Source organism: Serratia sp. BIGb0234, assembly GCF_024809915.1.
Lineage (GTDB): Bacteria > Pseudomonadota > Gammaproteobacteria > Enterobacterales > Enterobacteriaceae > Serratia > Serratia liquefaciens.
This window is the reverse complement of the sequence record NZ_JANUEI010000003.1, coordinates 459,214-471,937: the sequence shown is the minus strand read 5'-3', so window position 1 is coordinate 471,937 and position 12,724 is coordinate 459,214. Positions and strand designations below refer to the sequence as shown.

The following is a 12,724-nucleotide window of genomic DNA, read 5'->3' as shown; positions in this document are numbered from 1 at the left end:
ACTCCCTTTTCTCAGTGATCTAACTCATCTAAACGTCAGCCTAAACCCTCCCCTTAGCGGAAGGTCAAGCCTTTGCTGCCGGTTATGCTACCTGTGAGTAATAAAATTTGGTGCCTTTACAGGCAAGTGTGATAACGTCTGTAGACAACAAACAGGTCTATTTTCATGATGAAAAAAACAAGTTTACTGGTGCTGTTGCTCACCATGCTGGGGTTCTCCAACGCCAGTCTGGCGCTGAATGAGTCCGAAGCGGAAGATCTGGCCGATCTGACGGCGGTGTTTATTTATTTGAAAAACGATTGCGGCTACAACGACTTGCCCAATGCGCAAATCAAACGCGCCATCGTTTATTTCGCGCAGCAAAACCGTTGGGATCTGACCAACTATAATAGTTTTAATATGAAGGCTCTGGGTGAAGACAGCTATCGCGATCTCAGTGGTATCGCCATTCCTACCCCGAACAAATGCAAATCTCTGGCACGCGACTCGCTAAGCCTGCTGGCCTACGCTAACTAATCCCCCGCCTTCCGCTATCTCTGTTTGAAATTCAGCCGTGCATCACCAGGCAGAGTTAGCTATGATGTTGCGCCAATTTTTCATGGCTGTTATTACGGAGTTCCCGCACATGACCCAGAAAGAAATTTGGTATGAAACACTGCATGCCAACTTCGGCCAGTACTTCTCGGTAGAGAACGTGCTGTATCGTGAGAAGACCGAGCATCAGGATTTGGTGATTTTTGAAAACCCGGTTCTGGGGCGCGTTATGGCGCTCGACGGCGTGGTGCAAACCACCGAGCGCGATGAGTTCATCTATCACGAGATGATGACCCACATACCGCTGCTGGCTCACGGCCAGGCGAAGAAAATCCTGATCATCGGCGGTGGTGACGGCGCTATGCTGCGCGAAGTCAGCCGCCATCAGGGCGTTGAACAAATCACCATGGTCGAGATCGACGCCGGCGTGGTGGAATTCTGCCGCCAATACCTGCCTAATCACAATGCCGGTGCTTACGACGATCCACGCTTTAAGCTGGTGATCGACGACGGCGTCAACTTTGTTAATCAGACCGATGAAAAATTCGATGTGATTATCTCTGACTGCACCGATCCTATCGGCCCCGGCGAAAGCCTGTTCACCTCGGCATTCTACGAAGGCTGCGCACGCTGCCTGAACGAGGGCGGCATTTTTGTTGCGCAGAACGGCGTGTGCTTCCTGCAGCAAGACGAAGCGGTCAATAGCCACACCAAGCTGAGCCAATACTTCAAGGACGTCAGTTTCTACCAGGCGGCGATCCCGACTTATTACGGCGGCATTATGACTTTCGCCTGGGCCAGCCAAAATCCGGCGCTGCGTCAGCTCGACTTGCCAACGCTGCAACATCGCTTTCATCAAAGCGGCTTAAACTGTCGTTATTATAACCCGGCAATTCACGCGGGCAGCTTTGCACTGCCGCAGTATTTGCTCGACGCACTGAACGTTTCACGTTAAGCGAGAAGATAAAGGAGGTGAACCAAATTGCATAAGCTAAAACTGCACGGCTTCAACAACCTGACCAAAAGCCTGAGTTTTTGTATTTACGATATTTGTTACGCCAAAACCGCGGACGACCGCGCTGGCTATATCGCCTACATTGACGAGCAATACAACGCCAACCGCCTGACCGAGATCCTCAGCGAGACCTGCTCGATCATTGGCGCCAATATTCTCAACATCGCACGTCAGGACTACGAGCCTCAGGGCGCCAGCGTCACCATTCTGGTCAGCGAAGAGCCGGTCGACCCGGACGATGTCGATACTTCAGAACACCCGGGCCCACTGTCAAAGACGGTAGTCGCACATCTGGACAAGAGCCACATCTGCGTTCATACCTATCCGGAGAGCCATCCGGAAGGCGGTCTTTGCACCTTCCGCGCCGATATCGAAGTGTCCACCTGCGGCGTGATTTCACCGCTTAAAGCGTTGAATTATCTGATCCACCAGTTGGAATCTGACATCGTCACCATGGATTACCGCGTGCGCGGTTTTACCCGCGACGTAAACGGCTTGAAGCATTACATCGATCATGAGATCAACTCGATCCAGAACTTTATGTCTGATGATATGAAGGCGCTGTACCATATGATGGACGTGAATGTTTATCAGGAAAACATCTTCCATACCAAGATGTTGCTGAAGGATTTCGATCTGAAGCACTACCTGTTTAATGCCAAACCGGACGCGCTGAGCGAAGCCGAGCGTAAAGAGATTACCGATCTGCTGTGGAAAGAGATGCAGGAAATCTATTACGGCCGCAATATTCCGCATCTGTAATCTGTATCGGGCGCGGCACGCCGCGCCCTTACGTTCAGTATTTCAGCATAAAAGAACGGTAGGCCTTCAATACCTGCAAAAAGTCTTCGACGCCGCAGAATGAGAGGCTTTCTTCGTCATAGTAATTCATCCCCTCCTCCATCTCGTCGCCCTCGAACTCCAGCAGGTTAGCGCGGATCATCACTTCTTCCCCGTCCATCAGCAACGTGTATTCATGGCCTTCCAGCTGCCATTGACGCTCGCTGCCCTTCACTTGCGCCGCCCCGGCTTCGATGCGATCGAGCAGGTTGAAGTCGCCTTTGAGTTCTTCGTTGATCCAGTGGCCAATCGCCTCATGCCCCATCGAAAATCTGACCACTACCTGACCGGTAACGTCACGCAGAAATTCGTAATCCATAGCACGCCCTCCTGAGCCCTTTCTCTTAGTGTAAACATTAATTCATGACTAACTCAGTGAGCGCTCGCAAAGTTGGCAACTGAGAAAAATAAAACGGGAGGCCAAGGCCTCCCGTTAAACAGTTGCGCAATATAGCGACTTAAACAGCGGTTTGGAAGATCACGCCGTCGGCTTTTTCCGTGTACTGACCCAGTTGGTCAAAGTTCAGATAACGGTAGGTATCCGCCGCTGACTTATCGACCTGTGCCATGTACGTCTGGTACTCGTCCGGCGTTGGCAGACGACCCAGCAGCGAAGCCACCGCCGCCAGTTCTGCAGAAGCCAGATACACGTTGGCACCGGTCCCCAGACGGTTCGGGAAGTTACGGGTCGAGGTGGAAACCACCGTCGCACCGTCGGCCACGCGCGCCTGGTTACCCATGCACAGTGAACAACCTGGGATCTCGATACGTGCACCGCTCTTGCCGAATACGCTGTAGTAGCCTTCTTCGGTCAACTGAGCCGCATCCATCTTGGTTGGCGGAGCCACCCACAGACGGGTCGGCAACTGGCCTTTGTGCTGATCCAGCAGCTTGCCGGCCGCGCGGAAGTGGCCGATGTTGGTCATGCAGGAACCGATAAACACTTCATCGATCTTGCTGTTGGCCACGTCGGACAGCAGACGCGCGTCATCCGGATCGTTTGGTGCACACAGGATTGGCTGAGTGATCTCTGCCAGATCGATGTCGATCACCGCAGCGTATTCTGCATCCGCATCGCCTTCCAGCAGTTGCGGATCCGCCAGCCATTTTTGCATGCCCTGAATACGACGCTCCAGGGTACGACGATCGCCGTAGCCTTCGGAGATCATCCACTTGAGCAGCACGATGTTAGAGTTCAGATACTCTTCAATCGGTGCCTTATCCAGCTTGATGGTACAGCCGGCAGCGGAACGTTCGGCCGAAGCGTCAGTCAGTTCGAATGCCTGCTCGACTTTCAGATCCGGCAAGCCTTCGATCTCCAGAATGCGGCCGGAGAAGATGTTCTTCTTGCCCTTCTTCTCTACGGTCAGCAGGCCCTGCTGGATGGCGTAGTAAGGGATTGCGTGTACCAGGTCACGCAGAGTAATGCCAGGCTGCATCTTGCCTTTGAAGCGCACCAGGACAGACTCTGGCATATCCAGCGGCATCACGCCGGTAGCGGCGGCAAAGGCAACCAGGCCGGAACCCGCCGGGAAGGAGATACCGATTGGGAAACGGGTGTGGGAGTCACCGCCGGTGCCTACGGTATCCGGCAGAAGCATACGGTTCAGCCAGGAGTGAATAACGCCATCACCCGGACGCAGCGACACGCCGCCACGGTTCATGATGAAGTCCGGCAGCGTGTGGTGGGTCGTCACGTCAACCGGTTTCGGGTACGCAGCGGTGTGACAGAACGACTGCATCACCAGATCGGCGGAGAAGCCCAAACAAGCCAGATCTTTCAGCTCGTCACGGGTCATCGGGCCGGTAGTGTCCTGTGAACCGACAGAGGTCATCTTGGGTTCGCAGTATTCGCCCGGGCGCACGCCGGCAACGCCACAGGCGCGGCCAACCATTTTCTGCGCCAGGGAGAAGCCTTTGCTGCTGACAGCCACTTCTTTGGCAATGCGGAACACGTCGCTGTGCGGCAGGCCCAGCGCTTCACGCGCTTTGGTGGTCAGACCGCGACCGATGATCAGCGGAATACGGCCACCGGCACGCACTTCGTCGAGCAGTACGTCGGTTTTCAGTTCGAAGTTGGCAATCAGCTCACCGGTTTCGTGGTTGCGCACTTCACCCTTGTACGGGTAAATGTCGATCACGTCGCCCATGTTCAGGTCATTGACGTCCACTTCAATCGGCAATGCACCGGCATCTTCCATAGTGTTGAAGAAGATAGGCGCGATTTTACCGCCCAGCACTACACCGCCACCGCGCTTGTTAGGCACGTAAGGGATATCGTCGCCCATAAACCACAGCACCGAGTTGGTGGCGGATTTACGAGAAGAACCGGTGCCGACAACGTCACCGACGTAAGCCAGCGGGAAACCTTTCTTGTTCAGCAGTTCGATTTGCTTGATAGGCCCAACGCTGCCCGGCTGATCCGGCACTATGCCTTCACGTTCGTTTTTTAGCATCGCCAGAGCGTGCAGTGGGATATCCGGGCGTGACCAGGCATCCGGCGCCGGCGACAGGTCATCGGTGTTGGTTTCACCGGTGACTTTGAATACGGTAACGGTGATTTTTTCCGCCAGTTGCGGACGAGACAGATACCACTCGGCATCGGCCCAGGACTGCATAATCTGCTTGGCGTGCGGGTTACCCGCCTTGGCTTTTTCTTCCACGTCGTAGAAGTTGTCGAACATCAGCAGCGTATGGGACAGCGCTTTGGCGGCAATCGCAGCCAATTTTTCGTTATCCAGCGCGTCGATCAGCGGATGAATGTTATAGCCACCCTGCATGGTGCCTAACAGCTCTACGGCTTTCTCGGGGGTAATCAGGGGGGAGGTCGCTTCGCCTTTGGCGATGGCTGCCAGGAAACCGGCTTTTACATAGGCGGCTTCGTCGACGCCCGGTGGCACACGGTTAATCAGCAGGTCTAACAGGAATTCTTCTTCGCCTTTTGGCGGATTTTTTAATGATTCAACCAGCGCTGCCATTTGGGTGGCGTCTAACGGCTTAGGGACGATGCCCTCTGCAGCACGCTCGGCTACGTGCTTACGGTATTCTTCTAGCACGACATTCTCCTCGCTCTCATTGTCATTTATTGTGCCTGGCGTTCTCTATTCAAACCGGGTTTAGCGCACGGTGTTGATGCCATTGATCCTGACGGGGCACTGCTGTCGATGTCCTGGACTGTAAGTACAGTGCCCGGTTCCGCTCAGCCAGCATATCAGGATTTGAATTGGTTGTTAATTCGTTCACATAAAAGCAACATTAAATCTTTGCTGAATCGTTGAGCGCAGTGTAATCGGCTGCGACACAGGCCCGACGGGGCTGCAGGAAGGTTCCGTTCCCAACATACATCAGCCTGACGAGCACAACACAATAACCATTCTCTTACAATGGTTATTGGTCGCAAATAGTAAAATTTGAGAGCGGAAGGCACAAAAAAACCGCCATTAAGGCGGTTCTGTTGTTCCGTTCGGTGTTAGCAGGCACCTCACGGATTTCTTACATCGTTAAGAACGATACAAGCGCCACAAAGCAGGGACATTGTGCGCAACGATGATTAAAAAATCAACAAAAAGAATGTCTGAAAATTCATTTCAACGTAATATTTAGCCGGGTCTGTTCTGCCGGTTTAGCAGTCGGTCATCGGGCTTGAGAACAGTGCTGCAACAACTGCGATACAGGCGCCACAAAGCGCTTGTTCCGCCGGGATTTTTCCGGTGAAGTCGCGGTGGTCGTGGTTCCACAAGGATCGCGCAATGAAAGGGAGTTCCATGTTTATCCTGCTCATTGTACTGGGATCGGCGTTTGGCGTAAGCAAAGGCGGTTGGTCGGTTAACGGCAACAGCCTCACGTTCAACGTGATATTCCAGAACAAGTAAGCTACTGGCCGCTCATCGAGCGGCCTTTTACCTGGATGCCGTGCATAAAAAAACGGCCCCTTTTCAGGAGCCGCTTATTCACCTTTCAAACCAGCAGAATTACTTCTTCTTGGCTTTCGGGTTAGGCAGATCGGTGATGCTGCCTTCAAAGATCTCTGCCGCCAAGCCTACGGATTCGTGCAGGGTTGGGTGAGCATGGATAGTCAGCGCGATGTCTTCTGCGTCGCAACCCATCTCGATAGCCAGACCGATTTCACCCAGCAGCTCGCCACCGTTGGTGCCGACAATCGCGCCACCGATGATACGATGAGTTTCTTTGTCGAAAATCAGTTTGGTCATGCCGTCTGCGCAGTCGGAAGCGATAGCACGGCCAGAAGCTGCCCACGGGAAGGTGGAAGTTTCGTAGCTGATGCCTTTTTCTTTCGCTTCTTTCTCGGTCAGACCCACCCAGGCAACTTCCGGCTCGGTGTAAGCGATCGATGGGATCACTTTCGGGTCGAAGTAGTGCTTCATGCCGGCAATAACTTCAGCGGCAACGTGGCCTTCATGCACGCCTTTGTGCGCCAGCATCGGTTGACCGACGATGTCGCCGATAGCGAAGATGTGCGGCACGTTGGTACGCAGCTGTTTGTCGACGTTGATGAAGCCACGCTCGTCAACTTCCACACCGGCTTTACCCGCTTCCAGCAGCTTACCGTTCGGCACGCGGCCGATAGCCACCAGCACCGCGTCATAACGCTGTGGTTCTGCAGGCGCTTTTTTGCCTTCCATAGTGACATAGATGCCGTCTTCTTTGGCTTCTACCGCGGTCACTTTGGTTTCCAGCATCAGGTTGAACTGCTTGCTGATGCGCTTGGTGAAGACTTTCACCACGTCTTTGTCAGCCGCCGGGATCACCTGGTCAAACATTTCGACAACGTCGATCTGTGAACCCAGCGCATGGTATACGGTGCCCATTTCCAGGCCGATGATACCGCCGCCCATAACCAGCAGACGCTCTGGGACAGTTTTCAGCTCCAGTGCATCGGTAGAGTCCCACACGCGTGGATCTTCATGAGGAATGAATGGCAGTTGGATCGGACGAGAACCTGCAGCGATGATGGCATTGTCGAAGTTGATGGTGGTTGGACCATTTTCGCCTTCAACAACCAGGGTGTTAGCGCCGGTGAACTTGCCCAGGCCGTTAACCACTTTCACTTTACGGCCTTTAGCCATGCCAGCCAGACCGCCGGTCAGCTGATTGATGACTTTTTCTTTCCAGACGCGCACTTTGTCGATGTCAGTTTTCGGCTCGCCGAAAACGATGCCGTGCTCGGCCAGCGCCTTGGCTTCTTCGATCACTTTGGCTACGTGCAGCAGTGCTTTGGAAGGGATACATCCCACGTTCAGGCAAACACCGCCCAGCGTGGAATAACGTTCAACCAGAACGGTTTCAAGACCTAAGTCAGCGCAACGAAAGGCAGCAGAGTAACCTGCCGGGCCCGCCCCAAGTACCACGACCTGAGTTTTAATTTCAGTACTCATCATGACCTCTTAATTGATTGTCCGGCGGGTCAGACGTCATTTTTATTGCTAATCGATCTCATAACGCCCTTCATCCACCGGGACGCTTACACCGCGAGCAGTTTACAGAATTGTTAATAATCTGCAAAGCGTGTTCGAGTGACCCGTGTCTCAACAATTTTGTCGAGTCGTGCAAAAACCGACAAAACTGCTACAGAAGCGATAAGGGCGCAGCATGCTGCGCCCTTTTTTCATTACATCACCATACGGCGGATATCAGCCAGCATGTTGTTGATGATGGTAATAAAGCGCGCACCATCTGCACCATCGATAACACGGTGGTCGAAGGAGAGCGACATTGGCATCATCAGGCGCGGCACGAACTCTTTACCGTTCCAGACCGGCTCCATAGCAGACTTGGAGACACCCAGGATAGCCACTTCCGGCGCGTTCACAATCGGCGCGAAGTGAGTTGTCCCGATACCGCCCAGGCTGGAGATGGTGAAACAGCCACCCTGCATTTCGCCGGCGGTCAGTTTACCGTCACGCGCTTTTTTGGAGATAGCCATCAGCTCACGGGACAGTTCGGTGATGCTCTTCTTGTTCACATCTTTGAATACCGGAACCACCAGGCCGTTTGGCGTATCAACCGCAACACCGACGTTGATGTACTTTTTCAGCGTCAGCTTCTGACCATCTTCGGACAGAGAGCTGTTGAAACGCGGCATCTGCTCCAGAGCGGCAGCAACGGCTTTCATGATGAACACCACCGGGGTGAACTTCACATCCAGCTTACGCTTGGCCGCTTCTTCGTTCTGCTGCTTGCGGAAAGCTTCCAGATCGGTGATGTCGGTTTTGTCGAAGTGAGTCACGTGCGGGATCATCACCCAGTTACGGCTCAGGTTGGCACCCGAGATTTTCTGGATGCGGCCCAGTTCAACTTCTTCGATCTCACCGAACTTGCTGAAGTCCACTTTCGGCCATGGCAGCATGCCTGGCAGACCGCCACCGGCAGCAGCAGCTGGCGCCGCTTCTGCACGTTTGACCGCGTCTTTCACGTAAGTCTGAACGTCTTCGCGCAGGATGCGGCCTTTACGACCGGTACCTTTCACTTTCGCCAGGTTTACGCCGAACTCACGCGCCAGACGGCGGATGACCGGGGTGGCATGCACATAAGCGTCGTTCTCGGCGAACTCACCTTTGGCAGCTGGAGCAGCCTGTTTGGCTGGTGCCGCGCTGGCAGCCGGTGCCGGCGCTGCTTCTGCTTTTTGAGCAGGAGCAGCCGCTGGTGCAGCGCCTTCAACTTCGAACACCATGATCAGGGAGCCGGTTTTCACTTTATCGCCGGCGCTGATTTTGATTTCTTTCACGGTACCTGCGAACGGTGCCGGCACTTCCATAGAAGCCTTGTCACCTTCAACGGTGATCAGTGACTGCTCAGCGGCAACTTTGTCGCCCACTTTCACCATCACTTCGGTCACTTCTACTTCATCGCCACCGATATCCGGTACGGCAACGTCTTTGGCCGCAGAGGCAGCCGGTGCCGCTGGAGCAGCAGGCGTTTCTGCCGCAGCCGGAGCGGCAGCAGAAGCTGCGCCAGCCACTTCGAATACCATGATCAGAGAACCGGTGGTGACTTTGTCGCCAGTGCCGATTTTGATCTCTTTCACGGTGCCTGCGAACGGTGCAGGGACTTCCATGGAAGCCTTGTCGCCTTCAACGGTGATCAGGGACTGCTCGGCTTCCACCTTGTCGCCCACTTTCACCAGGATCTCGGTCACTTCCACTTCGTCAGCACCGATGTCCGGTACGGCAACGTCTTTGGCAGCCGCGGCAGCCGGAGCAGCAGGTGCCGCAGCCGGCTTTTCTTCAGCCTTGGCAGCAGGTGCGGCCTGAGCCGCCCCTTCCGCTTCAAAGATCATCAGCAGTTTGCCGGTTTCGGTTTTATCACCGACGGCAACTTTGATCTCTTTAACCACACCCGCCTGCGGGGAAGGGACTTCCATGGAAGCTTTGTCACCTTCAACGGTGATCAGCGATTGTTCAGCTTCAACTTTATCGCCCACTTTCACCAGAATCTCGGTGATTTCCACTTCGTCTGCACCGATGTCCGGTACTTTGATTTCGATAGACATTTCTTCTGTACCTCTTATGCCAGACGCGGGTTAACTTTTTCTGGGTTGATGTCGAATTTCTTAATCGCATCAGCTACCACAGAAGCTTCAATTTCACCGCGTTTAGCCAGTTCACCCAGTGCAGCAACCACAACGTAAGAAGCGTCAACTTCAAAGTGGTGGCGCAGGTTTTCGCGGCTGTCTGAACGACCGAAGCCGTCAGTACCCAGTACGCGATAGTCGCTGGCTGGAACGTAAGTACGAACCTGTTCTGCAAACAGCTTCATGTAGTCGGTAGACGCAACCGCCGGCGCATCGTTCATCACCTGAGCAATGTACGGTACACGTGGAGTTTCGGTTGGGTGCAGCATGTTCCAACGCTCGCAGTCCTGGCCATCACGCGCCAGTTCAGTGAAGGAAGTCACGCTGTAGATGTCAGAACCCACGCCGTAATCGTCTGCCAGGATCTTCGCCGCTTCACGTACGTGACGCAGGATAGAACCTGAACCCAGCAACTGAACCTTGCCTTTGCTGCCTGCCAGAGTGTCCAGCTTGTAGATACCTTTGCGGATACCTTCTTCTGCGCCCTGCGGCATGGCCGGCATGTGGTAGTTTTCGTTCAGCGTGGTGATGTAGTAGTAGACGTTTTCTTGCGCGTCGCCGTACATGCGGACCAGACCGTCGTGCATGATCACTGCCACTTCGTATGCATAAGCTGGATCGTAAGAGATACAGTTAGGGATAGTCAGAGACTGAATGTGGCTGTGGCCGTCTTCGTGCTGCAGACCTTCACCGTTCAGGGTGGTACGGCCTGAAGTACCGCCGATCAGGAAGCCGCGCGCCTGTTGGTCGCCTGCTGCCCAGCACAGGTCACCGATACGCTGGAAACCGAACATCGAGTAGTAGATGTAGAACGGAATCATCGGCAGATCGTTGGTGCTGTAGGAAGTCGCTGCGGCCAGCCATGAAGATGCTGCGCCCAGTTCGTTGATGCCTTCCTGCAGGATCTGACCTTTTTCGTCTTCTTTGTAGTAAGCAACCTGCTCACGGTCCTGCGGGGTATATTGCTGACCGTTCGGGCTGTAGATACCGATCTGGCGGAACAGACCTTCCATACCGAAGGTACGCGCTTCGTCAGCGATGATTGGAACCAGACGATCTTTGATCGACTTGTTCTTCAGCATCACGTTCAGGGCACGCACGAAGGCGATGGTGGTGGAGATTTCTTTGTTCTGCTCTTCCAGCAGTGAGCTGAAGTCTTCCAGAGCCGGCATTTCCAGCTTCTGGGTGAAGGCTGGCAGACGGGTCGGTACATAACCTTTCAGCGCCTGACGGCGTTCGTGCAGGTATTTGTACTCTTCAGAGTCTTTCTCGAAGGTGATGTACGGCAGTTTTTCGATGTCGGCATCGGCAACTGGCACATTGAAACGATCGCGGAAGTGGTGAACCCCTTCCATGTTCATTTTCTTCACCTGGTGAGCGATGTTTTTACCTTCCGCGGTTTCACCCATGCCGTAACCTTTAATGGTATGGGCCAGGATAACGGTTGGTTTGCCTTGGGTGTCCTGCGCTTTTTTCAGTGCAGCGAAGACTTTCTTCGGATCGTGACCACCGCGGTTCAGCGCCCAGATTTCGTCGTCGGTCATGTCTTTGACCAGGGCGGCGGTTTCCGGGAAGCGGCCGAAGAAGTGCTCACGTACGTAAGCGCCGTCTTTGGATTTGAAGGTCTGGTAGTCGCCGTCCAGGGTTTCGTTCATCAGCTGGATCAGCTTGCCGCTGGTGTCTTTACGCAGCAGTTCGTCCCAACGACCGCCCCAAATCACTTTCAGTACCTGCCAGCCTGCGCCGGAGAAGATACCTTCCAGTTCATTGATGATCTTGCCGTTACCGGTGACTGGGCCGTCCAGACGTTGCAGGTTACAGTTGATGACGAACACCAGGTTGTCCAGTTTCTCACGGGTGGCGATAGTGATCGCACCTTTGGATTCCGGCTCATCCATCTCACCGTCGCCCAGGAAGGCGTAAACGGTTTGAGCAGAGGTGTTCTTCAGGCCACGGTGTTCCAGATATTTCAGGAACTTCGCCTGGTAGATGGCGCTGATTGGGCCCAGGCCCATGGAAACGGTTGGGAACTGCCAGAATTCAGGCATCAGTTTAGGATGCGGGTAAGAAGACAGGCCTTTACCGTGAACTTCCTGACGGAAGTTGTTCATTTGGTCTTCGGTCAAGCGGCCTTCAAGGAAGGCACGTGCGTAAACGCCCGGAGAGATGTGGCCCTGGAAGTAAACCAGATCGCCGCCGTCTTGCTCGTTGCGTGCACGGAAGAAGTGGTTGAAGCAGACTTCATAGAAGGTCGCGGAAGATTGGAAGGAAGCCATGTGGCCGCCCAGGTCCAGATCTTTCTTGGAAGCGCGCAGCACGGTCATTACCGCGTTCCAGCGGATAGCGCTGCGGATACGACGCTCAAGATCCAGGTTACCAGGGTAAGCAGGTTCGTCTTCCACCGCGATGGTGTTGACGTAGTTGTGAGCCGCAGCACCGGCTGCAACGCTAACACCGCCTTTACGGGCTTCACCCAATACCTGATCAATCAGAAACTGAGCTCGCTCAACACCCTCTTCACGGATGACCGATTCGATCGCCTGCAGCCAGTCGCGGGTTTCGATCGGATCCACGTCATTGTTTAAACGTTCTGACATGGTGGTATTCCTTATCTGTCTAATGGTTTGTTTTGGAGCCTGTCTTCCTGTGTTCTGAGGCAAAACACACGAAGACAGGCCCATCAGTTTAGTTGCCGCTTAAATGCTTAACTAAGCACTTCGAACGAAAGCTCCGCAGGCTGGTGT

The 12,724-nt window shown here is 54.1% G+C and carries 9 protein-coding genes; 3 read left to right on the top strand and 6 right to left on the bottom strand.

Features of this window, described 5'->3' with window-relative positions; translation table 11 throughout:
- The first annotated feature begins 168 nt into the window (after positions 1-168).
- From M2407_RS15025 to speD, 3 genes are all read left to right on the top strand, one after another.
- Positions 169-516 carry a YacC family pilotin-like protein gene (locus M2407_RS15025; RefSeq protein WP_041415681.1) on the top strand — a complete coding sequence of 116 codons (348 nt, stop codon included), beginning with the start codon at positions 169-171 and terminating at the stop codon, positions 514-516.
- A 109-nt stretch (positions 517-625) separates the two neighbouring features.
- Entirely contained in the window at positions 626-1,489 is an 864-nt protein-coding gene (gene speE / locus M2407_RS15020) for a polyamine aminopropyltransferase (protein WP_041415683.1), read from the top strand.
- Positions 1,490-1,516: 27 nt separating this feature from the next.
- A complete protein-coding gene (gene speD, locus M2407_RS15015; protein ID WP_020828578.1) occupies positions 1,517-2,311 on the top strand; it encodes an adenosylmethionine decarboxylase in 795 nt (264 codons plus the stop codon).
- A 34-nt stretch (positions 2,312-2,345) separates the two neighbouring features.
- Here the strand turns inward: speD and yacL are convergent, their stop codons facing one another.
- The 6 genes from yacL to aceE form a co-directional block, all read right to left on the bottom strand.
- Positions 2,346-2,708: a protein YacL gene (gene yacL / locus M2407_RS15010; RefSeq protein ID WP_020828579.1), complete on the bottom strand. Its 363-nt coding sequence runs from the start codon at positions 2,706-2,708 to the stop codon at positions 2,346-2,348.
- A gap of 139 nt (positions 2,709-2,847) precedes the next feature.
- The gene (gene acnB / locus M2407_RS15005; RefSeq protein ID WP_046372654.1) at positions 2,848-5,445 is read right to left on the bottom strand and encodes a bifunctional aconitate hydratase 2/2-methylisocitrate dehydratase; all 2,598 of its coding nucleotides are present in this window, start codon (positions 5,443-5,445) and stop codon (positions 2,848-2,850) included.
- A 566-nt stretch (positions 5,446-6,011) separates the two neighbouring features.
- Positions 6,012-6,155 (bottom strand): hypothetical protein, encoded by a 144-nt coding sequence (locus M2407_RS15000; RefSeq protein ID WP_153263149.1) that lies wholly within the window; start codon positions 6,153-6,155, stop codon positions 6,012-6,014.
- Between the two features lie 205 nt (positions 6,156-6,360).
- Complete coding sequence (gene lpdA / locus M2407_RS14995) at positions 6,361-7,785, bottom strand: dihydrolipoyl dehydrogenase (RefSeq protein ID WP_020828582.1); 1,425 nt, start codon at positions 7,783-7,785, stop codon at positions 6,361-6,363.
- A gap of 233 nt (positions 7,786-8,018) precedes the next feature.
- Positions 8,019-9,899: a pyruvate dehydrogenase complex dihydrolipoyllysine-residue acetyltransferase gene (gene aceF / locus M2407_RS14990; RefSeq protein ID WP_115058041.1), complete on the bottom strand. Its 1,881-nt coding sequence runs from the start codon at positions 9,897-9,899 to the stop codon at positions 8,019-8,021.
- A gap of 14 nt (positions 9,900-9,913) precedes the next feature.
- On the bottom strand, positions 9,914-12,577 hold the full coding sequence (gene aceE, locus M2407_RS14985; protein ID WP_020828584.1) for a pyruvate dehydrogenase (acetyl-transferring), homodimeric type: 2,664 nt from the start codon (positions 12,575-12,577) through the stop codon (positions 9,914-9,916).
- Positions 12,578-12,724 lie beyond the last annotated feature (147 nt).